General features: G+C 45.9%; 23 protein-coding genes. 7 read left to right on the plus strand and 16 right to left on the minus strand.

The genetic code is table 11. The features are described from left to right. Positions 1 to 241 precede the first annotated feature (241 nt). Positions 242 to 1117 (minus strand): Tim44 domain-containing protein, encoded by an 876-nt coding sequence (locus tag RXX31_RS16990; protein WP_317590811.1) that lies wholly within the window; start codon positions 1115 to 1117, stop codon positions 242 to 244. A 317-nt stretch (positions 1118 to 1434) separates the two neighbouring features. Here RXX31_RS16990 and RXX31_RS16995 point away from each other — a divergent pair, with 317 nt between their 5' ends. The 3 genes from RXX31_RS16995 (at position 1435) to RXX31_RS17005 (ending at position 4978) form a co-directional block, all read left to right on the plus strand. After that, on the plus strand, positions 1435 to 2025 hold the full coding sequence (locus RXX31_RS16995) for a TetR/AcrR family transcriptional regulator (protein ID WP_014231240.1): 591 nt from the start codon (positions 1435 to 1437) through the stop codon (positions 2023 to 2025). A gap of 13 nt (positions 2026 to 2038) precedes the next feature. Further along, complete coding sequence (locus RXX31_RS17000; protein WP_317590813.1) at positions 2039 to 3913, plus strand: MFS transporter; 1875 nt, start codon at positions 2039 to 2041, stop codon at positions 3911 to 3913. 132 nt (positions 3914 to 4045) lie between these two features. Further along, complete coding sequence (locus tag RXX31_RS17005) at positions 4046 to 4978, plus strand: YeiH family protein (RefSeq protein ID WP_317590814.1); 933 nt, start codon at positions 4046 to 4048, stop codon at positions 4976 to 4978. A gap of 26 nt (positions 4979 to 5004) precedes the next feature. On the opposite strand, the gene RXX31_RS17010 is transcribed toward RXX31_RS17005, so the two are convergent. From RXX31_RS17010 to RXX31_RS17040, 7 genes are all read right to left on the minus strand, one after another. Beyond that, positions 5005 to 5184, minus strand: a complete 180-nt coding sequence (locus RXX31_RS17010; RefSeq protein ID WP_317590815.1) for a hypothetical protein — start codon at positions 5182 to 5184, stop codon at positions 5005 to 5007. A 119-nt stretch (positions 5185 to 5303) separates the two neighbouring features. After that, positions 5304 to 6743 carry an o-succinylbenzoate--CoA ligase gene (gene menE / locus RXX31_RS17015; RefSeq protein ID WP_317590816.1) on the minus strand — a complete coding sequence of 480 codons (1440 nt, stop codon included), beginning with the start codon at positions 6741 to 6743 and terminating at the stop codon, positions 5304 to 5306. Then, positions 6728 to 7717 (minus strand): o-succinylbenzoate synthase, encoded by a 990-nt coding sequence (gene menC, locus RXX31_RS17020; RefSeq protein WP_317590818.1) that lies wholly within the window; start codon positions 7715 to 7717, stop codon positions 6728 to 6730. Before menC ends, menE begins: the two co-directional genes overlap by 16 nt. Before the next feature lie 126 nt (positions 7718 to 7843). Beyond that, entirely contained in the window at positions 7844 to 8710 is an 867-nt protein-coding gene (menB, locus tag RXX31_RS17025) for a 1,4-dihydroxy-2-naphthoyl-CoA synthase (protein ID WP_317590820.1), read from the minus strand. Between the two features lie 26 nt (positions 8711 to 8736). Beyond that, positions 8737 to 9531 carry a 2-succinyl-6-hydroxy-2,4-cyclohexadiene-1-carboxylate synthase gene (menH, locus tag RXX31_RS17030; protein ID WP_317590821.1) on the minus strand — a complete coding sequence of 265 codons (795 nt, stop codon included), beginning with the start codon at positions 9529 to 9531 and terminating at the stop codon, positions 8737 to 8739. Continuing rightward, on the minus strand, positions 9518 to 11227 hold the full coding sequence (gene menD, locus RXX31_RS17035; protein WP_317590822.1) for a 2-succinyl-5-enolpyruvyl-6-hydroxy-3-cyclohexene-1-carboxylic-acid synthase: 1710 nt from the start codon (positions 11225 to 11227) through the stop codon (positions 9518 to 9520). The genes menH and menD overlap by 14 nt, the downstream gene beginning before the upstream one ends. Then, on the minus strand, positions 11224 to 12531 hold the full coding sequence (locus RXX31_RS17040) for an isochorismate synthase MenF (protein ID WP_317590823.1): 1308 nt from the start codon (positions 12529 to 12531) through the stop codon (positions 11224 to 11226). Before RXX31_RS17040 ends, menD begins: the two co-directional genes overlap by 4 nt. Before the next feature lie 217 nt (positions 12532 to 12748). Here RXX31_RS17040 and RXX31_RS17045 point away from each other — a divergent pair, with 217 nt between their 5' ends. The 3 genes from RXX31_RS17045 (at position 12749) to RXX31_RS17055 (ending at position 15984) form a co-directional block, all read left to right on the plus strand. Then, entirely contained in the window at positions 12749 to 13963 is a 1215-nt protein-coding gene (locus RXX31_RS17045) for a pyridoxal phosphate-dependent aminotransferase (protein WP_317590825.1), read from the plus strand. 90 nt (positions 13964 to 14053) lie between these two features. Beyond that, the gene (gene yfbR / locus RXX31_RS17050; protein WP_317591001.1) at positions 14054 to 14638 is read left to right on the plus strand and encodes a 5'-deoxynucleotidase; all 585 of its coding nucleotides are present in this window, start codon (positions 14054 to 14056) and stop codon (positions 14636 to 14638) included. A gap of 23 nt (positions 14639 to 14661) precedes the next feature. After that, positions 14662 to 15984: an anti-phage deoxyguanosine triphosphatase gene (locus RXX31_RS17055; protein ID WP_317590826.1), complete on the plus strand. Its 1323-nt coding sequence runs from the start codon at positions 14662 to 14664 to the stop codon at positions 15982 to 15984. Here the strand turns inward: RXX31_RS17055 and RXX31_RS17060 are convergent. Then, positions 15981 to 16604 (minus strand): tRNA-uridine aminocarboxypropyltransferase, encoded by a 624-nt coding sequence (locus RXX31_RS17060; RefSeq protein WP_317590827.1) that lies wholly within the window; start codon positions 16602 to 16604, stop codon positions 15981 to 15983. The two genes, RXX31_RS17055 and RXX31_RS17060, sit on opposite strands and share 4 nt — an antisense overlap. 3 nt (positions 16605 to 16607) lie before the next feature. Between RXX31_RS17060 and rrtA the strand changes: the two genes are divergently transcribed. After that, positions 16608 to 17159, plus strand: coding sequence for a rhombosortase (gene rrtA, locus RXX31_RS17065; RefSeq protein ID WP_317590828.1), 552 nt, complete (start codon positions 16608 to 16610; stop codon positions 17157 to 17159). An 85-nt stretch (positions 17160 to 17244) separates the two neighbouring features. Here the strand turns inward: rrtA and RXX31_RS17070 are convergent, their stop codons facing one another. The 7 genes from RXX31_RS17070 to tig all read right to left on the minus strand — a co-directional run bounded on the left by RXX31_RS17070 (position 17245) and on the right by tig (position 26110). Then, positions 17245 to 17529 (minus strand): ComEA family DNA-binding protein, encoded by a 285-nt coding sequence (locus RXX31_RS17070; RefSeq protein ID WP_317591003.1) that lies wholly within the window; start codon positions 17527 to 17529, stop codon positions 17245 to 17247. Between the two features lie 185 nt (positions 17530 to 17714). Next, the gene (ppiD, locus tag RXX31_RS17075) at positions 17715 to 19574 is read right to left on the minus strand and encodes a peptidylprolyl isomerase (protein ID WP_317590829.1); all 1860 of its coding nucleotides are present in this window, start codon (positions 19572 to 19574) and stop codon (positions 17715 to 17717) included. 202 nt (positions 19575 to 19776) lie between these two features. Continuing rightward, complete coding sequence (locus RXX31_RS17080) at positions 19777 to 20049, minus strand: HU family DNA-binding protein (protein ID WP_014231223.1); 273 nt, start codon at positions 20047 to 20049, stop codon at positions 19777 to 19779. A gap of 191 nt (positions 20050 to 20240) precedes the next feature. Next, positions 20241 to 22592 carry an endopeptidase La gene (gene lon / locus RXX31_RS17085; RefSeq protein ID WP_317590833.1) on the minus strand — a complete coding sequence of 784 codons (2352 nt, stop codon included), beginning with the start codon at positions 22590 to 22592 and terminating at the stop codon, positions 20241 to 20243. A gap of 130 nt (positions 22593 to 22722) precedes the next feature. Continuing rightward, positions 22723 to 24003, minus strand: a complete 1281-nt coding sequence (gene clpX, locus RXX31_RS17090) for an ATP-dependent protease ATP-binding subunit ClpX (RefSeq protein WP_317590834.1) — start codon at positions 24001 to 24003, stop codon at positions 22723 to 22725. A gap of 70 nt (positions 24004 to 24073) precedes the next feature. Next, on the minus strand, positions 24074 to 24700 hold the full coding sequence (gene clpP, locus RXX31_RS17095; RefSeq protein WP_264902481.1) for an ATP-dependent Clp endopeptidase proteolytic subunit ClpP: 627 nt from the start codon (positions 24698 to 24700) through the stop codon (positions 24074 to 24076). 105 nt (positions 24701 to 24805) lie between these two features. Beyond that, entirely contained in the window at positions 24806 to 26110 is a 1305-nt protein-coding gene (tig, locus tag RXX31_RS17100) for a trigger factor (RefSeq protein WP_317590836.1), read from the minus strand. Between the last annotated feature and the right edge of the window lie 359 nt (positions 26111 to 26469).

The following is a 26469-nucleotide window of genomic DNA, read 5'->3' on the forward strand; positions in this document are numbered from 1 at the left end:
ATTGAAAAGCCAGCTCATTGAGCTGGCTTTTTTCGTTTCAGCTATCCTATCTATCAACGATTCAATTATCAGATAACTAATCATTGTTCATTGATAATCGGTAGAAGACCGCTCCCGTATTCCGTATTCCGTATTCCGTATTCCAGTAAATCCAAAATTTACCTTTCCGATAACACCAAGCACAAAAAAATCCCGCTGTGAAAGCGGGATTTCATTCAGACGAAATTGAACGCTTTTGGGACTAACCTTGAATACCAACAATTAACCAAGGTGCGTTAGGTACCGTTAGATCACGTTCAAGGTGCCAGATATCAGTGATATCTTCTTCGATACCTTCGACAGCATCGCGGTAACGGCCACTAAACTGCAAGCTAAGCTCTGCTTTGTTTGCGTTGTAATCCGCACGAACAATCTCCGCATCAACGTACATCACATCAGTGTGTTGTTCGCCATCCAGTTTCGCGCGCTCTGCTTTTAGATCATCAAGCAGGCTCGGAGAAACATATTCTTCAATCGTTTCTAGCTGGTTGTGGTTCCATGCACCTTGTAGGATTCGATAGTGTTCACGGGCACCATTCACAAATCCTGCCTGATCAAAGCCCGGTGGAAAGTTGTGTGGAACGTCAGCTTGTGCGCCGAAGCCACCAAAACCACCTGCATTTACGTTTGGTTGTTGCTCAAAATTTTGTGTGTTCGGCTGTTCGAACTTCGAGCTGTTACCACCAAATGCTGGCTGCTGACGATGCTGATTCATGCTGCCCTGCTTCGCTCCTAACATGCCGCGCATCAGTTTAAAAATGAGGAATGCAATCAAGCCAATAATAAGGATATCCATGAACTGGATACCTTCAAAGGCACCGCCAAAGAATGCTGCCAGAAGGCCACCAGCCAAAAGACCACCCAGTAGACCACCCATTAAGCCTTTCTTACTTGAAGACTTAGCGGTTTGATCTTTACCGACGGTACTCGTGTTTGTCGTTTGCTTCTGTGTCGGCGCTGGTGCTGTCTTGTAGCTCTTACCAAAAGACTTACCACCACCAAACTTTTTCGCTTCTGCAATAGGCGTTACTGCAACGGTAAACATTAGCAGAGCAACAATCGAAAATATGCGTTTCATCGTTATCCTTACAATTGACGATAGTTATCCAAGAATGTGCCTTACTGAACCATCACTTTTAGGGTTCCAGACAGTGGCACGTCAAAGATGAGTGTTGAAACATCATACTCCGTATACATGCTCATTAAAACAATCTAACCGGTCTGACATGTATCAGAATATTGCCAAACTTAAACACTTTGATCACTTCTTATGCAAGTATCAGTAACAACACACAAATTCCCCTCTCGTGGAGCTCAATTGGCGACAGGATTTATTGACGGTGAATAACTAGCCGACTATCATATTGAACATTGTTCAATAAAGCAGTTTGAAGTATGGCGCGCAGAAACGATCACACCAGAGAAGAGTTAATAAACCTAACCTTAGCAACCGTTAAAGATTTTTTAGAAGAGAACTCTTATCACGAGCTTAGTCTTCGTAAGATCGCTAACATGATCGGTTACGTGCCAAGTACATTAGTTAACATTTTCGGTAACTACAATTTACTACTTTTACATGTTGTAGCTCAGACTCTGGATGAGTTATCCCAGGAATCAAGAAAAGCGACAAGTGATTGTAAGAACGCAAACGAAGCACTGTTTGAACTGGCCTATTGTTACCACGATTTTGCCCTTAAGCATCCTTATCGCTGGCAGTTGGTCTTTGAGCATAACATGAACGGCGCAGAACTCCCTGAATGGCAAGCAAAACGCATTGATGGTATGACGGGGATATTAGAGTCACTTCTCGCGGAAATTGCACCTCACCGCACAGACTCTGAAGTAATTCAAGCCAGTCGTGTGTTGTGGTCTGGAGTACATGGCATTACCCTACTCAGCGTAGACGATAAATTTTTCTCGAGTGAACCAGTGGACGGTAAAGTTTTAATAAGTAACCTGCTATCTAACTACCTCAATAACTGGTAATAAAGGATTCGACATGTCATCGGACAGACATCCCTCCTTACTTAGACAAAGAAAGTTCCTGCCTTATTTCATTACTCAGTTTTTCGGCGCTTTCAATGACAACATTTTTAAGAACGTTTTACTGCTTTTTGTCGCCTTTGCTGGTGCCGGTGCCTTACCTATTTCCAGCAACCTGTTCATCAATTTAGCCGCGGGTTTATTCATTCTTCCTTTCTTTCTGTTTTCAGCCTCAGCAGGTGTGTTAGCAGACAAATACGAAAAGTCCTGGTTTATCCGCAAGGTAAAGTTATTTGAAATCGCGATAATGGCTTTGGGCGCCATTGGCTTTATTACCGAAAGTTATGGCGTGTTATTACTGCTGCTGTTTTTGATGGGCACTCAGTCCGCATTTTTTGGCCCGGTAAAGTACGCTCTGCTGCCACAAAACCTGAATGACAAAGAATTGGTTCCGGGTAACGCCTTAGTCGAAGCCGGTACCTTTATCGCGATTCTGATTGGGACGCTGGGAGCCGGCATTATTGCCTCATCAGAGAATGCCAAATACCTCGCGGCATTTTGTGTGGTGTTATTTGCGCTGCTCGGTTATTTATCGAGTCGTTTTATCCCATTTTCAGCCGCTAGTGCACCAAACCTGACCTTCCGCTGGCAACCGTATCAACAAACCAAGCACACCCTCTCGATCTGTAAGTCTGATCGGGTAGTCTTTCAATGTATTATGGCGATCAGTTGGTTCTGGTTCCTGGGTGCTGCTTACCTGACCCAATTTCCAAACTTTACGAAAGTGTATCTGAACGGCACAGAAAGCGCGGTTTCCTTCTTACTTGCCCTCTTTTCAATCGGTATTGCGCTTGGGTCATTGCTTTGTAACTGGATTTCCAATCACCGAATTGAAGTCGGCATCGTGCCAATTGGCGCGCTGGGCATCACAATATTCGGTTACTTGATGGCGACCTCGATTCCAGGCGACTTACCTCAATTTCAAACTTTTAGTGAATTCATCGCCTTCCAGGATTACTGGCTTCTGTTTTTCTACCTATTGATGATTGGTGCATCAGGCGGGTTATTCATTGTTCCGCTTTACGCGTTAATGCAGCACCGAGCAAAAGAAACCGAACGTGCTCAGGTCATTGCTGGGCTCAACATCTTTAACTCGCTATTTATGGTGGGTAGCGCGGTGTTAGGCATTGTCTGCTTAAGCGTGATTGAAATGACGATTCCGCAGTTGTTTGCGTTACTTGCAGTACTCAACTTCCTCGTCACTGTGTACCTATTTATGCAGGTACCTATCTTCGTCGTCCGTTTTGTTGTTTGGATGCTGACTCATACTATCTACCGAGTCAAACACAAAAACCTGCATCATTTGCCAGAGAGCGGCGGTGCCTTAATTGTGTGTAATCACGTCAGTTATATGGACGCACTACTTTTAAGCGCGGTATGCCCTCGCTTAATTCGCTTTGTAATGGAAGAAGATTACGCCAACCTGACGCCGATACGCGGCTTCTTGCGCCGAACGGGTGTGATCCCGATTTCAGCCAGTAATCGAAATTCAATCCGAAGAGCGTTCAATGACGTCGAACAAGCATTAGCCGAAGGCGATATCGTGTGTATTTTCCCGGAAGGTAAGCTGACCTCTGACGGCGAGATCCAAGAGTTCATGCGCGGTATTGATATTATTCTGCGCCGCAGTCCAGTCCCGGTTATTCCAATAGCATTAAAAGGGCTTTGGGGTAGCTACTTTAGCCGATGCAAAGGCAGAGCCTGCAAAGGGCTTCCAACCAGATTCTGGTCGAAGCTGGAAATAGAAGCAGGCTCGCCAGTCCAGCCAAACGACGCAACGGCTCAATTGATGTTTGAGAAGGTGCGAGAATTACGCGGTGATTGGCGCTGATAAGCCCCATTGAATCTATTCATTTGAACACATGTTTAGGATAACTGAACATGAGTTCAAATCATTAAGACAAACTGACCATAAGTGATGCGATATACTCACACTTTCACAAACCATAACGAATAATAAACCTTGAATAAAAAGTATCTTCTTTTTGGATTAGCGCTGCTGTTTTGCCTGACCCCTTTTGTATCCTCACCTATCGCATTGGTTATTGGCTTTTTGCTGGCTAGCTTTGGCTTTGTGCCAGACGAACTGCCGATCGCGTCTTTCACCAAAAAGCTACTTTCTTATTCCATTATCGGTTTAGGGTTTGGGATTAATTTCGAGCAGGCTCTGGCGGTTACGTCTGATGGTATCGGCCTAATCATCGCAACCATACTCGGTACATTGGTGAGCGGTTCGCTCATCGCCAAAGCCATTAAACTTGAAACTACCACGGCGTATTTAATTTCTTCCGGAACGGCGATTTGTGGTGGCAGCGCTATCGCCGCCGTTGCACCCGCGATTAGAGCCAAAGATGAGCAGATTGGTTTGGCACTGGCAACCGTCTTCGTCCTAAACTCGATCGCCCTATTCGTATTCCCCGTAATTGGCCATGCGCTGGAACTGGACCAACATACGTTTGGCACATGGGCAGCGATTGCCATTCATGATACCTCTTCTGTGGTCGGCGCCGCATCGGCTTATGGTGAGGAAGCGCTTACCACAGCAACGACCCTAAAACTAGCTCGCGCGCTTTGGATCATTCCAGTTGCATTAATTAGTGCGGTGATTTTCTCGCGAGTTAATGGAAAAGATGGTTCAGGTAAGATTACGATTCCTTACTTTATCTTTTGGTACTGCGCAGCCATCGCGTTCAGCGACTTTTTGCCACAATTTGACGTGATCTATCACGGAATCTTTACGGTTGCGAAACAGGCACTGGTGGTGTGTTTATTTTTGATAGGTTGCAGTATTTCCGTCTCTAAACTGAAATCCGCCGGCGCTAAGCCATTGTTGTTTGGTATCACGTTATGGGTTTTAGTGTCAGTAACATCGCTTACCTGGTTGATTGTTCACTGAACCAGAAGCGAGTAGAAGAGGGTCAATCAAACGCTTTCTGACTTGGTTTTACCTGATGCACAATCACTTTGATGCTTGTGCGTAAAAACCAGAGCGATCGCAATAAGAAATGCCGTCAGTTCAGCTAAAGAGCGCGCTAACCCTTCGCTGTTTAGGGAGATGCCAATTTGTAGCAGAACTGCCGCAATTAACGCAGTTTTGACCATACTGAACCTTATGCTTTTCTTCTCTAGAATGAAACATAATTATGATTCAGTGTTATAAGGATACGAAATTCCCTTTCCGACTAACACATAGCAAAAATGACTAACCTGACTTCGGATAGTCACTGCAACGTCTCCAGCAACCACTCTTTCACTACTTTGCGCGACACTTTTATTCCGCCTTCTAAGAGCGTCCTCGGCATAGAATAATACGCGATCGGCCATTTGAACTTTTCTAATTTAGTCTGCAGGAAATGCTCGTAATACTCTCGACTCATCAGCGCATCAGTCTGAATCACAGCAACAGGGCGTTGACCAAATTCATCATCTTCAACTGGCACGACAATGCTTTGCACCACGCTCTCGATCTGGTTAAGTACCGCTTCGATCTCTTCACAATGAATGTTTTCACCACCAGAGATGAACTGATTATCAGCCCGGCCAAGAATCTTTAGCTCATTGCCCTGCCATTCTCCTAAATCCTTGCTGTCAAACCAACCTGATTCGTCCACCAACGGCGTAATATTACCCTGAAAAAAATAGCCAGATGCTAAGGTTTGCCCACCGATAAAAATATGGCCATCAACTAACTTGATGTCGCGATTTTGGAGCACGTGGCCAGCATTACTGGTTTTGTCGATTTGCTTTGCTGTCACTGTAGACGCCGCTTCTGTCATGCCGTAACCCAGCCAGGTTTCAATCCCCTGACCTGCTGCACGCAAAGCCAACTCATGATCGACATGGCTCCCTCCCAACAAAACATGAGACAAAGACAGGTCTGCCTTGTCATCCAATAGTCGTTTAAGTTGTGTAGGCACCAGTGAGGCATGAGAGACGCCTAAAATATCCTGTGCCAGTTGACCATCACCAATCTTCAGCGTTGCACCAACAAACAACCAACGATACATAATCGCCAGCCCAGAAACGTGATAGAGAGGCAATGACAACAACCAAGTATCCTGCTGAGTGAACGTAAACTCACTCAACAAACCTTGTGCTGAGGCGTAATGTTGTCGATGAGTATGCACCACGGCTTTCGGCACGCCAGTTGAGCCTGAAGTGAAGACAATCGACGCCGCATTATCATGGCGATAACCGCTCTCTTGCTTGGCGTTTAATGGTTGCGATGTATTCTTGGGACAGGTCAGTAATGTACCGTTCAGAACGGTTTTATCTTGTTTAGAATAAGAGGCAAAGACCTCTTCGGTAAGCCACATGAAACGCGGCTGCTTTGACTTGTACAAAGTGTGCAGCTTGCCGTTAAGAGCCTCGAACGGCTGTGGCATAGTTAATGCCGCAATAGCGCCTATCTGTTGTGCCGCCAGATATATCAACACCGTCTCAGCTTGATTCTTGCCGACGAGCGTAACAACACTTCCGCACCCTACTCCTTGCTCCCGCAAATAGTGAGCATAATGTTCAATACGAGATTCAAGCTGCTGCCAGGTTAAGGACTCTTCTGGAGTCACTAATGCAGTCGAAAATGGGCTCGTCTGAGCCCAGTAATTCCAAGGTGCAATCGCGCTATTTTCTGTCGCGAATGGCTCTACGCTGATTGCCACACTAATTCCTGCTCAGCGAGAGGGGCAATTGGAAGTTCACACTCTGGCCAACCTTGCTCTAACTGTGATTTAAACAGTCCGATGGTGTCTAATCCCGGAACTTCATCAGGAAGTTGCCATTTCGCAAAACGTGCAAGTTGAGTCAATCCTAAGCTGGATTCGATACTTGAACTGATCACCGCTTTCATGCCCAGAGACTTTGCTTTTTCGATTAGCTTAATACAAAAATCAACGGATCCAATCAGAGTCGGCTTAATGATGATAGCTTTTACGCCGGTTAGATCTTCGAGACGGAAATCTTCACGGCGAGACGCATCCTGTAGGGTTTCATCCCAAGCGATGGCGATACCAGTATTAATAGCGAACGACAGACTGTCGCCCGGCGAACGACAAGGCTCCTCTAAGAACGAGATCCGTTGACGCAACGATGGCGTTACATACTTTGCAAATTGTTGTGCTTTCTCTGGTGTCCACGCTCGATTAGCATCAAGTCGCAAAGTGAGCTGAGGGATGGATTCCAGAAACAGGTTCACCAACATACCATCGCGAATAGGCTCATAAAGCCCGACTTTGATCTTGGCGACTTTCTCCCCTTGCATCTCGTTCAATTTGGGAATCAGCTCGTCAGGATCACCGGTACAAAGTGGGGCTGCTTGATATTGACCATCACGGGGCAACTCTCCCGCCAGCTCAAGTTGAGCCATTGACAAGCCGAAAGCAACCGACGGCACCATGTTGGCGTAATCAATCGGCAATCCGGCAACCCAACGTTCAGCCTGGTCCTGAAGCTGCATGCCCGCCTCATCGCTAGTTTCGTGGCTAAACCCCACAAGAGGGGCCACTTCACCAAGGCCAACCTGCTCACCATCGGTTAACTCAATAACGTAACCGACACGCTCGGTCAATTTGTTATCACGCAGTATTACGCCACTATCCATGGGAAGGCAGTAACGGTAAATTTTCGCTTTACGCATAGTCCTCTCCTAGTAGTCCGTATAACCCAAGTACGCTAAAAGAAAAATCAGCGTCCTCCCGAAGGACAAGGCCCTTGGGCTCTAAATTTAATTCAGAGGCGCACTCTGGCGCCTCGGCAATACGGATTAAGGGTTACGAGGGAATTTATCGAAGTCTGGACGACGCTTCTCGTTAAAGGCGTTACGACCTTCCTGACCTTCATCGGTCATGTAGAACATCATGGTCGCGTTACCTGCCAGTTCTTGTAAACCTGCCTGACCATCACAGTCAGCATTCAACGCCGCTTTCAGACAACGCAACGCCATTGGGCTGTGCTGAAGTACTTCACGACACCAGCGCACAGTTTCTTTCTCAAGATCTTCCAGAGGTACAACGGTATTCACTAAGCCCATATCTAATGCTTCTTGAGCATTGTAGAAGCGACACAGGAACCAGATCTCGCGTGCTTTTTTCTGACCGACGATACGAGCCATGTAAGAGGCGCCCCAACCGCCGTCAAACGAGCCAACTTTAGGGCCAGTCTGACCAAACTGCGCGTTTTCAGCTGCAATGGTCAGGTCACACATCATGTGTAAAACATGACCACCACCGACTGCCCAGCCAGCAACGGAAGCAATGACTGGTTTTGGACAAGTACGGATGTCACGTTGGAAGTCCAGAACATTTAAATGGTGGGTGCCCTGGTCATCTTTGTAACCGCCGTAATCACCACGGATCTTCTGGTCACCACCAGAACAGAATGCATCTTCACCCAGACCGGTGAGAATAATCACGCCAACGGCAGAGTCATAACGTGCGTCTGCTAACGCATCTATCATCTCTTTCACTGTTTGAGGACGGAACGCATTGCGTACTTGTGGGCGCGCAATGGTTATTTTCGCGATGCCATCGACAGACTTGTGATAATGAATATCGTCGTATTTCTCGCTGCAATCTTTCCATTCAACCGGAGCGTAAAGTTCTTCTTCAGAAATGCCTACTGTTTTTGCCATGGTGATTCCCATTGTTATCGTTACTCTCACTTTAAGTGAGATTGAATTATTTGCTTTATGTGTATCGCAAACTGTTTAGGTTGCTCTTGATGGACGTTGTGCCCTGCTCCCTCAATTTGTCGATACGTCAACCCGCTACTTGCTGCCAGTTGACAGAATTTTTTGTCTTTCGCACCACAAAGGTAATAAACCGGTACTGGTTGCGCTTGTAATGCTGGTAACAGATACGACTGTGTCGCCAGCGATGTCGCACGTAACATCTTCGCGACAGCAACGCCAAGATTAGCACTACGCTTTGCAATCAATGTTTGTCTTTGCTCATGGTTTAGTGAAGAAAACACCGCCTGCTGATACCAATCGCTCAAAACGTGTTCAATAGGTTCGATTTCAAAGCGCGACGCCCAGCTATAGTCGTTTTCAAACCTCGCTCGTTTCTCTGACTCTGTTTGAAGCCCGAAGTTTCCCCCCTCAACAATTGCTGCGCAAATATTGAGATCTGGAAAGCCGTTATTCGCTAACCCATGCATGGTAATGCGGCCACCCATTGAGTAGCCAATCAAAATAAGTGGCTGGCGTGAGGGAAATAGTAAAGATAGTGTGGAATGAAGAGATTTGCAGCAATCATCTAAGTCAGAGCAACAGGTAGTCTGACTCGCACCATGGCCTGGTAAGTCTATAGTAACCCTATCAAATTCACTTAACTCATCCAGGCATGCTTGCCAATCCTCCCCATTTCCCAACAAGCCATGTAAAAACACCAAAGTGGGTTGCTCGCCGCTTTGGTGCTTTTTTGTTGCAGGAAAGTGCTTAGAATTTAGCATGCAAGTTGTTATTAAAACTCTTAATAAGTTCAACCGCTTGGCTTGATGGTGTTTGTATTTCTACCAATAACGTACCTTGGCCATGCTCAAAGTGCTCCGAGATCAAAGCTTGATATTGCTCTAACGTTTTGGGTTGCTGGTAACTCAAACCAAACTGTTTTGCTGCATGCTCAAACTGGTAGCCATGAGGCATTTGGTAATAGGTCTGGCGATGCTCCTGTGGCACAGGGAGAATATCAAATATGGCACCGCCGTCATTATTGGTAATAACGATAACAGCAGGCCGCTTCGAATGAGTAAACAGCGACAGAGAGTTGAGATCGTACAACGCGGATGTATCACCAATATAAACCAGTAATGGATTGTCACGAGAGCGTTGTACGCCAGATGCCGTAGCCAGAATTCCATCAATACCAGAAGCGCCACGATTAGAAAACACATCACTTTTGCCCAGACGACCAAACATATCGACTAATCGGACGAACAGGCTATTGCCAAGAAAGACGTCTACGTTTTTCGCTCTTTCTTCGATATCAACCGCCACGGCAACTTCATTTAAGTCGAAGGTCGATGCACTTAAAAACGAGTGTCTAATGTGCTGGCTGATTTGCTCAACGTCCGCTTTTAGCTGGCTTGCCCATCCAGACTCAATTGAATTGACAGCAGAGACACGTTCCACCCAACTTTTTGGCGATTCAACCCAATGCAATTGCGGAAGATGACTCTGGTTATTACGACTTGAACGCGGTGAGATATACCAGTACTGAACATCCCCACCTCGAGTAACCTGAGTTTCAATCCATTGATTCAACCGTTTCGAGATTATACGGCTGCCAAACTGAACAATCAGATCACAAGACTCAAGCTGCTGTGTCAGATTCGCCACAGGCAGCCACAAGTCGTAATGTGCCCATTCAGAGCTGACACCACTTTGTGGATCGGCCAACACGGGCCAGCCCATCTGTTGAGCAAATGAAAGTGCGGCTTGAGAGTCTTGCAAAGGCAGGCTGCCGATAATCACCAGCCCTTTCTTGTGTGCGAATGACGGTATATCACTGACAGCTAGAGGGGCGAAACGCTGAGTGTACGTCTGGCTACTCTCTCGCCAAGCATCAACAGAGCTGAGGTAATCTTTATATTGGCTTTTAGAATCACTGGAATAGAGTGGCTCAGGGAAAGCACTGTTAATATGTACTGCACTTCCTTCCCGTTGCTGGGTAAACATCACTTCATCAATGGAGGTGAGCAGCCAGTTAAGCGGCGTATTTGCCGTAGGACTGGGTAAATTCAAGCAAGCAGATACGTGCTGAGAGAAAATCCCCAATTGATTGATTGCCTGGTTCGCGCCGCAGCCAACCAGTTCAAGCGGACGATCTGCAGTCAACAGCACCAGTTGCTCACCCGTTAACTTCGCTTCTGCAATCGCCGGCAGTAAGTTCGCCACCGCCGTACCCGATGTCACGATGACCGCTACTGGGCTTTGACTGGCTTTCGCTAAGCCCAACGCCATAAAACCTAAGCCACGTTCGTCGAAATGGGTGTGAATGGTAAAATTAGGATTATCTGCCGCCTCTAAAGTCAACGGCGTTGATCGAGAGCCAGGTGCAATGCAAACATGCTCTACCCCAAATCGATACAGTTCTATCAGTAATGTTTCAGACCAAATGCGATTCAATACGGCTTGATCATGACTCATGATGCCACTCCAAGCGGAGGGTGATCGGATATAAGCGTTAGCAAGGTCGACATTTTCTTATCCAGTTCTGCCCATTCATGCTCTGCAACTGACCCCGGCACAATGCCTGCGCCAGCAAATAGCTGAACTTGGTCTCCAAGCACCAGAGCACTTCTTATTGCAACACAAAATTCCGCCCGTTCGTGGCTAATGTAGCCCATCGATCCAGCATACCAACCTCGAGCAAACGGCTCATTTTCAAGGATGAACTGCATGGACTCTTGTCGAGGTAACCCGGCAACAGCCGCGGTAGGCTGCAAAGCGGAAAGTAGTTGAACACCATTGATATCAGCCTTAAGACTTGCATGGATACTGCGCTTGAGGTGTTGTACTTTTCTTAGCCGTACCAATCGCGGCTCCGACTCCACTTCTACCGATTCGGAGTGAGGTGATAAGCGTTCGACGATATCATCAACAACATACTGATTTTCTTTGAGGTTTTTTACGTCTGCGGATAGCCAGTTCGCCAGCTCCATATCATGGGTCGCATTAACACCACGACCAATCGTGCCAGCCAAAGCTTCAGTATGAAGTTCACGACCAATACGTGAATAAAGGCGCTCTGGTGTAGAGCCCATAAAACTGTGTTTGCGATCCAGACTGAACAGAAAATGGAAACTATGATGATTTTGGCTAGCGCTTGCTTTGAGCAATTGCGCCGCACTCAACTCGTTATCGAGGTGAAGCGTGGAACGGCGAGCCAGAACAACCTTTTTGAAGTCATTGTTCTCGATACCATTCAGCACGTTTTCAACCAGGTCGTTCCACTCAGGCTGAGTTGGAGTATGCTCAATCGACCGAATATGCGAGGAGACTGGCGTTAAGGTTGCAACATCACAGGCCAGCTTATGTAATCCTGCCAAAGTACGTGATTTATCTTCAGCAATGTTGACGGCTAACGACCATTGTTCATCAAATCGAATCAGTTCAATTTGAGGCAGGAAGAAAAAAGATGACATACAGCGACGATTCTTCTCGTGCTGGCCGTCAAAAGAGCGCCCACCCCACACTCGCTGACCCTCACCCAAAATCGTATAGGCTGAACCTGGGTCGACAAAAGAATGCAATTGTCCGAGAGCGACGACTTCTTCACGAGTATCACGGGATTGCCAATAAAACTTGGGAAAAAGTGGTTGCGCATCAAGCCAATCAATCAATGAAAAGTGTGGTTTCTTGCCGATAGGCTCAACCAAACGCATTGGATTGCCTTGTATTTTTTCAACTCGCTTGATAATTCTTTGTACGGCTTGATGGAACTGTGACAAATCAACCTCGTAGTATGTGAGGATAAAGGGTAACTTATGGCTACTCTAAGTTTAGACCTAAAGCAAATCAAGGCTGTATGCGATCTTTTGCAACATCGCGTAACAGCAAGCGTGAAAAACGCACCTGCAAACAGATAATTTTACAGATATATATTCTATTAAATTACAAATTATTGTATTTTAATAAAGAAATTAACGAATTTTTAGGAAATAGACAATGCAAAATATCGGGATGTCGTCAAAACTCGATAATGTCTGCTACGACATTAGGGGTCCTGTACTCAAACATGCTAAGCGCATGGAAGAAGAAGGGCATAAAATCCTAAAACTCAACATTGGTAACCCCGCCCCATTTGGTTTTGACGCCCCTGATGAGATTTTAGTCGATGTAATCAGAAATCTGCCAACTTCTCAAGGCTACTGCGATTCCAAAGGCATCTACTCAGCACGTAAAGCCGTCGTTCAACATTATCAGCGTAAAGGCATTCGCTCTCTGGACGTCGAGGACGTTTACGTGGGTAATGGTGTGTCAGAGTTGATTATGATGTCGATGCAAGCATTGTTAAACAACGGTGAAGAGCTGCTTATCCCTGCACCTGACTATCCATTATGGACGGCCTCTGTGGCACTATCCGGTGGTAAGCCTGTGCACTACCTTTGTGACGAGGAATCAGACTGGTACCCGGACTTAGAAGATATCAAGAGTAAAATCACACCTAAGACCCGCGGTATCGTACTGATCAACCCGAACAACCCAACGGGTGCCGTTTACAGTCGCGACTTCCTGCTTGAGTTCATCGAAATTGCTCGTCAACACAAGCTGATCATTTTTGCAGACGAAATCTACGACAAAGTGCTTTACGACGGTGCGACACACACCTCGGTTGCGACACTGACTGAAGATGTACTGGTCATGACGTTTAATGGTCTATCCAAGGCGTACCGCGTCTGCGGCTTCCGCGGGGGTTGGATGTTCCTTACCGGACCTAAACACCTGGCACAAGGCTATGTGAAGGGTTTAGAGCTGCTATCATCGATGCGATTATGTGCAAACGTGCCAATGCAGCACGCTATCCAGACCGCGCTGGGTGGCTACCAGAGTATCAATGAACTGATTTTGCCTGGCGGTCGCCTGCTTGAGCAGCGTAATCGTGCTTATGAACTGATCACGCAAATCCCGGGGGTGTCGTGCGTTAAGCCGAAAGGCGCAATGTACCTGTTCCCGAAAATTGATACCAAGATGTATAACATCAAAAACGATCAGCAAATGGTGTTGGATTTCCTCAAACAAGAAAAAGTGCTTCTGGTTCAGGGCACTGGCTTTAACTGGCCGAAACCGGATCACTTCCGCATCGTGACACTCCCTCATGTCGAAGATCTTGAAACGGCAATCGGACGATTCGAGCGATTCTTAACGACCTATAGCCAGTAATGAATCACTGGTAGTAATTAGTGCTGATCTCTCATATGCTTAGAGGAACTCCTAGTGAGTTCCTTTTTTACACCAGAAACGGAGAAAGCAATGAAAGAGAGCCATTTTTTCGCCCACTTGGCAAGAATGAAGCTAATCCAACGCTGGCCTTTAATGCGCTCTGTGTCCCCAGAAAACGTGTCAGAGCATAGCCTTCAAGTCGCTTTTGTCGCCCATGCCCTCGCGTTAATCAAAAACAAGAAGTTCGGCGGCGCTCTGAACCCTGAACGCATTGCCCTTCTCGCGATGTATCACGATTCAAGTGAAGTGCTGACTGGGGATTTACCGACACCTGTTAAGTACTACAATCCAGAAATTGCCAAAGAGTACAAGAAGATTGAAGCCGCAGCAGAGCAAAAGCTTCTGTCTATGCTGCCCGAAGAATTTCAGGAAGACTTTGCCCCGTTTCTTCTCTCTCACTCTGCACACGAAGAGGATGCAAAGATCGTCAAACAAGCTGACTCGATTTGCGCCTACCTCAAGTGCTTAGAAGAATTGAGCGCAGGAAACCACGAGTTCGCTTTAGCGAAAAAGCGACTCGAAGTGACACTGCAAGAGCGTCAGACGCCAGAAATGGATTACTTCCTGACTACCTTTGCACCAAGCTTCGAGTTGTCACTGGATGAAATCAGTTAAGGCGATAGTCACAGGAGAAATTCGTGTCATTTGAATTGCACTCACAATGGCAACAACGCCATGACGATGAACATAAGATCCGTCGAGATGATCATCGAAGTCCTTATCAGCGTGACAGAGCCCGAATCCTGCACTCTGCCGCTTTCCGTCGCCTGCAGGCCAAAACTCAGGTTCACGGCAACAGCTTAGAAGACTTTCATCGCACCCGGTTAACTCACTCACTTGAGGCAGCCCAGTTAGGAACCGGAATCGTTGCTCAGCTGAAGAAGAAACAACCGGAATTCCGCGATCTCTTACCATCCGACAGTCTTATCGATTCGCTCTGTCTGGCTCACGATATCGGCCACCCACCTTACGGGCATGGTGGTGAAATTGCGCTAAATTACATGATGCGGGAACACGGCGGGTTTGAGGGTAATGCACAAACCTTTCGTATCGTGACCAAGTTAGAGCCGTATACGGAACACTTTGGCATGAACTTATCACGACGAACGCTGCTTGGTTTGATTAAATACCCAGCCCTGATAAGCCAGACTCGCTCAGCGGTTTTACCCGAGCCTGCCGAACATCAGAGAAAACTCAAAGCGTACGAATGGTACCCGGCAAAAGGAATATACGACTGTGACAAGGCACTGTTCGAATGGGTTCTTGAGCCACTTACAGACAGTGACAAAGCTCTGCTCAGCCAAATGCGCTATGAGCCAGAGTCGGACTTAGAGCACAGCAAAACACGCTTTAAATCTCTCGATTGCTCCATTATGGAGTTAGCAGATGATATTGCCTACGGGGTTCATGATCTAGAGGATGCGATCGTCCTTGGAATGGTGACTCGTCATCAATGGCAGGAAGGCGCTGCGAGCCAGTTAGCCGATTGTGGTGATTCTTGGTTTGAAGCGCATATGGACTCGATTGGACAAATGCTGTTTAGTGGCAAACACCACGAAAGAAAAGATGCCATTGGCGGTATGGTGAATGCCTTGCTTACCAGTATTTCCATCAAACCAGTGGATGTTGCCTTTACGAGTCCGCTATTGTCTTGGAATGCTTGCTTAGAGCCACAAACAGCAAAGGCATTGGAGGTGCTGAAACATTTTGTTAGTCAGTACGTCATTCAGGTTCCACAAGTGCAAATTGTGGAGTACAAGGGCCAACAGATCATCATGGATATATTTGAGGCGTTAACGGCCGCACCTGAACGTCTGCTTCCGATACACACCAAAGCGCTTTGGTGCCAGGCAGACTCCGAAAGCGACAAAATGAGGGTCATTGCTGACTACATTTCGGCTATGACCGACAGCCATGCGCAGAAACTGCATCGACAACTATTCTCGTCGATCGTCCTCTAGTCTTGACTGTCCTTAAGATAATTATTTTCAAAAACGCCCGGAGGCATCTGGGCGATTTGGAACTCTATCATCTGCTCAAACACCTTCAGCAGTGACGTAAAATCACGTTTAGGGTCAAGTATACTCAATGCATGAAAGCCCGCTTCTACCGTTGATAAGCTGTTTTGAGAAGGTGCTTTTCGAATCGTATACCCACCCTGAAGATTTTCAGGGAGCTTCACCGTTGGCAAACCATGTAGATTGCTTGAAAGCTGCCACATCTTGTACGCTTTTTTCCAGGTTCCATCCAGCAAGATAAGACGAATTTTCTTGTTGTTCGCGCTTTCACCGTCAGCAAGTTCCGACAGGCAAACGGATTGCTCCGATGGGTAGAGAATCAAATGCTGATAGTCGCCGTCTGCGAGAAGGTTATTTAACGTTTGATCCTGAGAAAAGTCTTCACCTATCAGACAAGTACAGTTGTCTAAGCTTAAATTTAGAATCCGTGCCGTACCAAGGGGACGATGCTCTTCACTACTATGTTGAAGAATGATAAGTTCAACTCCGCTTTCTAGCGGTACAATCCAAGAGCAAATACAAGCTTTGCGCGATTTTCCACACTGAGAACAATAACGAGACATAGAGTGAACCTTTATACATTGCTGACCATCATCAGCGTTATCTGCTTAGCACTGCAATTTGAACCAATGACGAGCCTGAGTGAATGGCACGCCTATAATATTCGTCATGGAGAATGGTGGCGAATCGTAACAGGAAATTTAACTCATACCAACTTCGCACATTTAGGTATGAACCTGGCAGGCCTATGGGTGATTGGCTTTATTTTCCGCCCAAATACGAAAAACTTCCTCATAGTATTGCTACTATTGTGTACTTTCGTCGGTACGTTGATCTTGTTTACCAGTATGTCTGTCTATGTTGGACTTTCTGGTGTACTGCATGGCCTGTTTGGCTTTTGGGCGTTAAGAGAAGTATTCGAAGCAAGACGAAGCAGCTTATTATTAGTAGGCGGTTTGATAGCCAAAGTTGCTTGGGAGCAACTCTATGGCCCCTCTACGAGTACAGCAGCAATGATTGGGGCACGTGTTGCGGTCGATGCTCATCTTTTTGGGGCCATCAGCGGGTTGGGGATGGCGCTGCTGGAAAAAATTAGCCATCGCCGATTATTTGGATAAAAAATCCCGAGCCAAGAAAACAGATTGGCTCGGGAAAGCAATCACCGGAAACTAAACTCATTAACACGAAGAATAAAAGCCGTGGCTAGAGAATGATGCGCCCTTCGTTTTTCTTCAAAGTCGCATCTCCAATTCCTTTGACGTTGCCAAGGTCATTCACGGTTTTAAATGGCCCATGCTCAGTGCGGTAATCCACAATGTCCTGCGCTTTCTTTTCACCAATCCCTTTTAGCATAGTTGCGATCTCTTCAGCCGACGCTGAATTGACGTTAACGGTTATTTCAATCCCTTCATATTTATCCGCGGTTGTCTCTGCAGCCAACCCGAAAGGTGCTAACACGCATAAGAATAATGCCAAAACCCATTTCATATTAAACATATGCCTTCCTATTAGTTGTGATAACAATTTCAGCAATCGCTTCTCGTTCTTGCTGATAAAAACGTCAGAACTAATTTAGGTAAAGCTCACTATTGATTGAAGTTAGTTGGTTAGAAAATAAAACGGGCCGCTTATGCGACCCGTTTTAGTTAACATGCAAATTACACTATTAGTGCTTAGTTGCTCACAACAAAGTACTCGATGTCGGCATTAGCACGTAGAACAGCCAATACAGAAGACAGATCTTGTTGCGAAGATGAACGCTCCATCTGCGTCGCGACTTGCTCTTCTAGAGTGCTATCTAGCTCAGCATTGACCGCGTCTAGCTCAATAACAACGATGTTGCCTTCTACATCTTTCGATTGAGCGTATACAGGCTTACCTTCAGCTGGCTTCGCCATCGCAAATACCGTATCGGCATACGGTGAACGGCGATCGACTGTTTCTTGCTCACCAAACGCCAAGTTATTTTCAGCAAGAACATCGGTCTTACCTTCTTTTAACGCTGACACGACTTTAGTACCAAGCTCTAGGGCACCTTGTTCACCTTTAACGCGTGAAAGTTCAGAAACCACTTGCTCTTTCACCTCATCAAGCGGAAGAACTGTCTCTGGGCGAGAGTCTTCGACACGAACAACGATAATATGTTCAGGTGCCACTTCAATCGCTTCAGAGTTAAGACCGTCTTCTTTTACTTCTGGACTTAAAATCGCTTGCATTACAGCAGGGTTGCGAAGTACCTCAGGCGCATCCTCTTGAGAGACAAAGTCTGTCGTCTTCACTTCTTGATCGACGGCTTCTGAAGCATCAATTAGTGAGTCTGGAAATTCAAACGCAACTCGCTCTAGCTCATTCTGTAACTCATAGAACTTATCGATGGCCTTTTGATCAACCAATTCTTGTTTGATTTCAGTCGCCACTTCAGCAAATGGTTTTGCAACTGAGTCTTTTAGTTCTTCAAGCTTGATAATATGGTAACCAAAATCAGACTTCACCAAGCCTGATACATCACCTGCTTTCTCAAGTGCAAACGCCGCTTCCTCAAAAGCGGGGTCCATCACATCGCGTTCAATCCAACCTAGATCACCGCCAATTTCAGCGCTGCCAAAGTCATCAGACTTTTCTTCTGCAAGTGTTGCAAAATCAGCGCCGCTATTGAGTTCATCCAGAATCGCTTGAGCTTTTGCTTCATCATCACCTTCTACAAGGATATGAGCGACACGACGTTGCTCCTCTGAAGAGTATTTAGCTAGATGCTCATCGTAGTACTGCTGCACTTCTTCATCAGATACTTCGACCTGGTTTTTTAGTGCTTCAGCAGATAATTCGATGTAAGCCACTTTAGCCTGCTCAGGGCGAGTAAAATTATCTTGGTTAGCTTTGTAGTACTCTTGAATTTCTTCGTCCGTTAACTCTACGTTTTTCGCAAACTCTTCGGCATCGATAGTAATCGTGCGGATATCACGAGTTTGAGTGAAAAGCTTACCTTGTACCTGAACTTCACCCGGTAGAGTGAATTCACTGGTTTGCAGAGCATTGAGTAGTTGCTCACGTACCAGCTCACGACGCATGTATTCTGCAAAGGTATCTGGAGAGAAACCTGCACGACGCAAAGATGCTTGGTAAATTTCTTGATCGAACTGGCCGTTTGACTGGAACTGAGGCATTTCCAGAATCATGCTACGAACCTGTTCATCGCTGATACGAAGACCAAGTGCTTCTGCTTGTTGATCAAGCAACACATCATTGATCATGCGGTCAAGAACTGATTTGCGGAAAGATTCAACGTATGCCGGATCTGCCAGCATTTGAGAGAAGTAGTCACCCAACTGAGCTTGCATGCGGTTACGCTCATTTTGGTACGCCATCTCGAACTCGCCACGAGGGATTTCCGTGTTACCAACTTTTGCTGCTGCGTTGTTGCTGCCACCAACAATGTAGCTACCAACACCCGCGAATACGAAAGACAGGATAATAAGCCCAAGGATAATTTTGACCGCGATGCTATTCACGCCTTCGCGTAGTCGATCCATCATAATTTAATTGCTCTCCACAATTGAAGCCTACTGCTTCTATCTAATAGAAATAATGCCGCAATAATACCAGAAAAAGAAATGCGCATCAGTATGATGCGCATAATTTAAAAAAGTTCGGCTCGAAGTTTGTAAATTTTTGTTCGCAACGAATTGTTTGAGCAAAAGTTATTCAAATAGCCGGTATAGAGTCCAAACCCTATGATTAGTTCACTGAATCTTTAAGTGCTTTACCAGCTTTGAATGAAGGCACTTTTGCTTCTGCGATTTGGATTTCTTCACCAGTCTTTGGATTGCGGCCAGTACGTGCAGCACGAGTACGAACGCTAAAAGTACCAAAGCCAACTAGAGCAACTTGGTCACCCGTTTGAAGCGTACCACTCACTGCTTCAATGAATGCATCTAGTGCACGACCTGCTGACGCTTTAGAAATGTCTGCATTTTCTGCGATTTGTTCAACTAACTGAGTTTTATTCACTGTAATTTCCCCTTTGTGCCATCTGTGATTATTTTTGTGATGACTTTTCGTTCCATAATTAATAAATATGCTTCACCCCTTGTCCATAAAGGGCTGAGAGCTATCAAAACTAACTTAGCGTCCAAAAAAAACGCTGACAAGCCTTTTTAGGTTTATCAGCGTAAACTTTTACTTATTTTTGCTACACATCACTATTTTTTAGCTTCAAACTCAACGCCTGTCGGGTCTCGCTCTAGTGCAACTTTCAATACCTCATCGATCCACTGTACAGGGATAACTGTCAGATCTGCGATAACATTCTCCGGAATCTCTTCCAAATCACGCTCGTTATCTTTTGGAATCAGTACTGTTTTAATGCCACCTCGATGCGCCGCAAGTAACTTTTCTTTTAGACCACCGATCGGCAGAACTTCACCTCGCAGGGTAATCTCACCTGTCATCGCCACTTCAGCTTTAACAGGGTTACCCGTTAACGCAGATACAAGAGCCGTACACATTGCAGTACCAGCACTTGGACCATCTTTTGGTGTTGCACCTTCAGGGACATGCACGTGGATGTCTTTCTTCTCGTAGAAATCGGTATTAATACCCAGTTTTTCTGCACGAGAGCGAACGACAGTCATCGCAGCCTGAATAGACTCTTGCATGACATCGCCAAGTGAACCAGTCTGAGTCAGTTTACCTTTACCTGGCATCGACTGTGTTTCAATCGTCAGTAAATCACCACCAACTTCAGTCCAAGCCAAACCAGTCACCTGACCAATACGGTTGCTTTCGTCCGCTTTGCCATAGTCGAAACGCTGAACACCAAGGTACTCTTTCAGGTTGTCCATTGTCACAGTGACAGACTTGATGTCTTTATCCAGCAGGATATTCTTCACTGCCTTACGACAGATCTTAGAAATTTCACGCTCAAGGTTACGTACACCCGCTTCGCGCGTGTAGTAGCGAATAATGCCGACAATCGCCGAATCCTCGATAACAATCTCGTTTGGCTTCAAGCCATTGCGCTTCAACTGCTTATCTACCAAGTGGCGTTTCGCGATGTTCAGTTTTTCATCTTCTGTGTAACCAGAAAGACGGATAACTTCCATACGGTCAAGAAGCGGACCTGGAATATTCATTGAGTTAGACGTCGCGACGAACATCACGTCAGAGAGATCGTAATCGACTTCTAGGTAGTGATCGTTGAACGAGTTGTTTTGCTCAGGATCCAGAACTTCTAGCAATGCAGATGCCGGGTCACCGCGCATGTCAGACGACATTTTGTCGATCTCATCAAGAAGGAATAGCGGGTTTTTAACCCCAACTTTAGACATCTTCTGGATAAGCTTACCCGGTAGTGAGCCGATGTAAGTACGACGGTGGCCACGAATCTCAGCTTCGTCACGCACACCACCAAGCGCCATACGCACGTATTTACGTCCAGTCGCAGAAGCGATCGAACGGCCAAGAGAGGTTTTACCTACACCTGGAGGACCAACAAGACAAAGGATCGGGCCTTTTAGCTTGTTAATACGGTTTTGTACTGCCAAGTATTCAACGATACGCTCTTTAACGCGCTCCAGGCCGTAATGGTCTTCGTTCAGAATCTCTTCCGCTTTAGCTAAGTTCTTCTTCACTTTAGAACGCTTAGCCCAAGGAACGCTCACCATCCAATCAATGTAGCTACGCACCACTGTCGCTTCTGCAGACATTGGAGACATCATCTTAAGCTTTTGTAGCTCTTGTTCTGTCTTTTCGCGTGCCTCTTGAGGCATCTTTGATTCTTCGATTTTCTTCTGCAGCGTTTCGAATTCATCCGGCGCGTCTTCCATCTCACCCAGTTCTTTCTGAATCGCTTTCATTTGCTCATTCAGATAGTACTCACGCTGAGACTTTTCCATTTGCTTTTTAACACGGCCGCGAATGCGTTTTTCAACTTGTAGTAGATCGATCTCTGATTCCATCTGGCCCATAAGGAATTCCAAACGTTCAGTAACATCAATGATCTCAAGCACTTGTTGCTTGTCTACCAGTTTTAATGGCATATGAGCAGCGATGGTATCCGCTAGGCGTGCAGCTTCATCAATCCCATTTAACGAAGTCAGTACTTCTGGCGGGATCTTTTTGTTTAGTTTGATAAAGCCTTCGAACTGGTTGATTGCACTACGAACAATAACTTCTTGCTCGCGCTCATCCAGCTCAGGTGTCTCGATGAACTCTGCCTCAGCTAAGAAGAAATCGCTCTCTTTAAAGTGATTAATCTTCGCACGTTGCTGCCCTTCAACCAGTACTTTTACTGTGCCATCAGGCAGCTTCAAAAGCTGAAGAATGGTGGCTACCGTACCTACGTCAAATAGGTCGTCAACCGTTGGCTCGTCGGTATCCGCTTGCTTTTGTGCCACAAGCAGAACTTGTTTGTTGGTTTCCATCGCCGTTTCTAGACAGCTAATCGATTTTTCACGACCAACAAACAATGGAATGACCATGTGCGGGTAGACCACTACGTCACGTAGAGGTAGTACCGGGATCTCGATACTCTCGGAACGTTCCAAGTTCATATAATTCTCTCTTCCGCTTTCACGTTTAACGTATTACTTAAGGCAGTATATGGGGGCTAATTGTTTGGATTCAATAAGAGAAATAAAAAAAGGAGGTAATTACTTACCTCCTTTTTATTCATGGCTTGATTTACTCTGCTCCAGCGGCCTGATTATCGGCGTTGCTGTAAATTAGCAGCGGTTCTGACTCACCATTGATGACTGACTCATCAATAACTACTTTGCTCACATCTGTTGCAGATGGTAGCTCATACATGGTTTCAAGCAGAACGCCTTCCAAAATTGAACGTAGACCACGAGCACCTGTTTTACGCTCCATCGCTTTTTTAGCAATTGCGCGTAGTGCGTCTTCGCGGAACTCAAGCTCTGCATTTTCGAGCTCAAACAATGCTGCATATTGCTTAGTCAGCGCGTTCTTCGGTTCACATAGGATCTGAATCAGCGCTTCTTCATCAAGCTCTGTCAACGTTGTTGTCACAGGCAGACGGCCAATGAACTCAGGAATCAGACCATATTTCACTAGATCTTCCGGCTCTACCAGAGTAAATAGTTCACCGACTGTTTTGGTTTCATTCTTAGAGCGAACTTCCGCACCAAAACCAATACCAGTACCTGTTGCTACACGCTGTTCAATCACTTTATCAAGGCCTGCGAATGCACCACCACAGATAAACAGGATCTTAGACGTGTCTACTTGGAGGAACTCTTGCTGAGGGTGCTTACGACCACCTTGTGGCGGAACAGAAGCGACCGTGCCTTCGATAAGTTTTAGCAGTGCCTGCTGAACACCTTCACCAGATACGTCTCGCGTAATAGATGGGTTTTCAGCTTTGCGTGAAATTTTATCAATTTCATCAATGTATACGATACCGCGTTCAGCCTTAGCGACATCGTAATCACATTTTTGCAGAAGCTTTTGGATGATGTTTTCAACGTCTTCACCCACATAACCTGCTTCAGTCAGTGTGGTTGCGTCAGCCATTGTAAATGGCACATCCAAGAATCGAGCTAGTGTCTCAGCAAGCAATGTTTTACCACTACCTGTAGGGCCAATCAGTAGGATGTTACTCTTACCAAGCTCGACACCTTCGCTCGTTGTATCACCATTACGTAAACGCTTGTAGTGGTTATATACCGCAACTGCAAGCACTTTTTTCGCGTAATCTTGTCCGATCACATAGTCGTCTAGGTGTTCGCGGATCTGTTTTGGCGTTGGTAACGCTTCAGATTCTTTCTTAGGGAGAACATCCTTAATTTCTTCGCGAATTATATCATTACATAAGTCGACACATTCGTCGCAAATGTAAACTGACGGACCTGCGATTAGCTTGCGAACTTCGTGCTGACTTTTGCCGCAGAAAGAACAGTACAGCAATTTACCGCTGCCACTTTCTTTGCTTTTATCTGTCATTCGCTAACCTCTTAGCCTTTACTCTTCATGAATCAGTGTATATCAATTTTTGCCAAATTGCGCTGGCAAATTACTCGCCGCGGTGGCTTAACACTGCATCCACCAAACCGTATTCTACAGACTGTTCCGCTGACATAAAGTTGTCACGGTCAGTATCGCGCTCAATAATTTCAAGTGGCTGGCCAGTATGCTCAGCTAACAAGCGATTCAGCTTGTTCTTAATTGATAAGATTTCTTGTGCGTGAATTTGAATATCAGAAGCCTGCCCCTGGAAACCGCCCAGTGGTTGGTGAATCATCACGCGCGAATTAGGTAGAGCGTAACGCTTACCTGGTGCCCCACCAGCGAGTAAAAATGCGCCCATTGAAGCAGCTTGCCCCATACATACAGTACTTACATTTGGTTTGATAAACTGCATGGTGTCGTAAATAGACATACCTGCAGTTACGCTGCCGCCTGGAGAGTTGATGTATAGGAAAATATCTTTATCTGGATTTTCAGATTCTAGGAAAAGTAGTTGAGCCACGACAAGGTTTGCCATGTGGTCTTCCACTTGACCCGTTAAAAAAATCACACGCTCTTTAAGCAATCGAGAATAGATGTCGTAAGAACGTTCGCCTCGGGAAGTTTGTTCAACCACCATTGGTACTAGTGCGTCCATAATTGGCGACATTGCATTTTTTTCTTGGTAGCTCATATTCTTATGTCCCTAAAATAAATGGCCCGGATGATGAGTATCATACGGACCATTGTTAGCAGAATAGTTAACGTGAAGTCAACCTTCTACGCAAGATAATGCTTATTAAGCAGGTTGTTGCTGGTTAAGTAGCTCGTTGAAGCCTACTTCTTTCTCAGAAACTTGTGCTTTAGCGATGATCGCGTCGATAGCTTGCTCTTCTAGCGCTACGTTACGCATGTTGTTCATCATCTCTTCGTTTTGCTCGTAGTAAGCAATAACTTCTGATGGATCTTCGTATGCTGTCGCCATTTCTTCGATTAGCGCTTTAACTTTTTCGTCGTCCGCTTTTAGCTCTTCAGACTTGATTACTTCACCAAGTAGAAGACCAACAACTACGCGACGTTTAGCTTGCTCTTCGAACAGTTCACGTGGAAGCTGTGCAGCTGCTTCTGGGTTGCCACCGAAACGTTGTGCAGCTTGTTGACGCAGAACTTGAATTTCTTGGTCGATAAGTGCAGAAGGAACGTCGATGTCGTTTTGCTCAACAAGACCGTCAAGAGCTTGCTCTTTGATGCGGTTCTTAACTGCTTGCTTAAGTTCGCGCTCCATGTTCTTACGAACTTCAGCTTTAAGAGCGTCAACACCGCCTTCAGCAACGCCGAACTTAGAAACGAACTCGTCGTCTACTTCTGGAAGTTCACGTGCTTCAACTTTGTTCACTTTGATAGCGAATTTCGCTGCTTTACCTTTTAGGTTTTCAGCGTGGTAGTCTTCTGGGAAAGTCACGTCGATGTCGAATTCCATACCTGCAGTCTTACCTGCGATACCGTCTTCGAAACCAGGGATCATGCGACCAGCGCCCATTTCTAGTGGGAAGTTCTCTGCTTTACCGCCTTCGAACTCTTCACCGTCGATAGAACCAACGAAGTCGATAGTTACGCGCTTGCCTTCTTCTGCAGCTTCTTCAACTTCAGTCCAAGTCGCTTGCTGAGTACGTAGCGTGTTGATCATCTCTTCTACGTCTGCGTCATTAACTTCAGTTAGAGGCTTCTCAACAGTGATGTTTTCTAGGCCTTTAAGTTCAACTTCTGGGTAAACTTCAAAAGTTGCTGTGAAAACTAGGTCTGCACCTTCTTTGTTTTCTACAGGAGCGAAAGTTGGCGCGCCAGCTGGGTTGATTTTCTCTTTTACGATCGCTTCGATGAAGTGACGTTGCATAACTTCACCAAGAACGTCTTGACGTACTGCTTTGCCGTACATCTGAGCAACCATTTTTAGAGGCACTTTACCCTTACGGAAACCATCGAAACGACGGTTTTTAGCGATGTTGCGTAGTTCAGCTGTTACAGCGTCTTCGATGTTTGCAGCTGGAACAGTAATGTTTAGACGGCGCTCTAGGCCCTCTAGCGTTTCAACAGTAACTTGCATTATATATAAACCTCTAAAGTGGCTCGGTTTTCCGAGCGTATGAGCGTAACTCACCTGAGTTGACGCTTCATCCTTGTGTTGTGTTCTGTCCGAGCACCTAATTTAAATCGAGTATCGATACTGTTTATCAGTACCGGACTAATCAGTGATATCTTCAGTGTCATCACCAAAGGTATCTCCTATTAGCCTCAGGACAGAATTTTAGACGCGACATTCTAGCGATCTGTTCCTAACCTGTCGAGCCAATAGCCACTATATGGGCACTGTCTGCACTAAATTCTCGAATGCAGCCTCATTTTTTCTACAAAATGCGTTAAAAAACCCGCATCAGAAGCATAGGCATATCTAGAATGGGGACA

Source organism: Vibrio sp. EA2, from assembly GCF_033042495.1.
Lineage (GTDB): Bacteria > Pseudomonadota > Gammaproteobacteria > Enterobacterales > Vibrionaceae > Vibrio.

Coding starts and splice junctions, on each gene's coding strand:
- RXX31_RS16990 (WP_317590811.1), bottom strand. CDS start 1,117: ATGAAACGCATATTTTCGATTGTTGCTCTGCTAATGTTTACCGTTGCA.
- RXX31_RS16995 (WP_014231240.1), top strand. CDS start 1,435: ATGGCGCGCAGAAACGATCACACCAGAGAAGAGTTAATAAACCTAACC.
- RXX31_RS17000 (WP_317590813.1), top strand. CDS start 2,039: ATGTCATCGGACAGACATCCCTCCTTACTTAGACAAAGAAAGTTCCTG.
- RXX31_RS17010 (WP_317590815.1), bottom strand. CDS start 5,184: ATGGTCAAAACTGCGTTAATTGCGGCAGTTCTGCTACAAATTGGCATC.
- menC (WP_317590818.1), bottom strand. CDS start 7,717: ATGCGTAAAGCGAAAATTTACCGTTACTGCCTTCCCATGGATAGTGGC.
- menB (WP_317590820.1), bottom strand. CDS start 8,710: ATGGCAAAAACAGTAGGCATTTCTGAAGAAGAACTTTACGCTCCGGTT.
- menH (WP_317590821.1), bottom strand. CDS start 9,531: ATGCTAAATTCTAAGCACTTTCCTGCAACAAAAAAGCACCAAAGCGGC.
- menD (WP_317590822.1), bottom strand. CDS start 11,227: ATGAGTCATGATCAAGCCGTATTGAATCGCATTTGGTCTGAAACATTA.
- RXX31_RS17045 (WP_317590825.1), top strand. CDS start 12,749: ATGCAAAATATCGGGATGTCGTCAAAACTCGATAATGTCTGCTACGAC.
- yfbR (WP_317591001.1), top strand. CDS start 14,054: ATGAAAGAGAGCCATTTTTTCGCCCACTTGGCAAGAATGAAGCTAATC.
- RXX31_RS17060 (WP_317590827.1), bottom strand. CDS start 16,604: ATGTCTCGTTATTGTTCTCAGTGTGGAAAATCGCGCAAAGCTTGTATT.
- RXX31_RS17070 (WP_317591003.1), bottom strand. CDS start 17,529: ATGAAATGGGTTTTGGCATTATTCTTATGCGTGTTAGCACCTTTCGGG.
- ppiD (WP_317590829.1), bottom strand. CDS start 19,574: ATGATGGATCGACTACGCGAAGGCGTGAATAGCATCGCGGTCAAAATT.
- lon (WP_317590833.1), bottom strand. CDS start 22,592: ATGAACTTGGAACGTTCCGAGAGTATCGAGATCCCGGTACTACCTCTA.
- clpX (WP_317590834.1), bottom strand. CDS start 24,003: ATGACAGATAAAAGCAAAGAAAGTGGCAGCGGTAAATTGCTGTACTGT.
- clpP (WP_264902481.1), bottom strand. CDS start 24,700: ATGAGCTACCAAGAAAAAAATGCAATGTCGCCAATTATGGACGCACTA.
- tig (WP_317590836.1), bottom strand. CDS start 26,110: ATGCAAGTTACTGTTGAAACGCTAGAGGGCCTAGAGCGCCGTCTAAAC.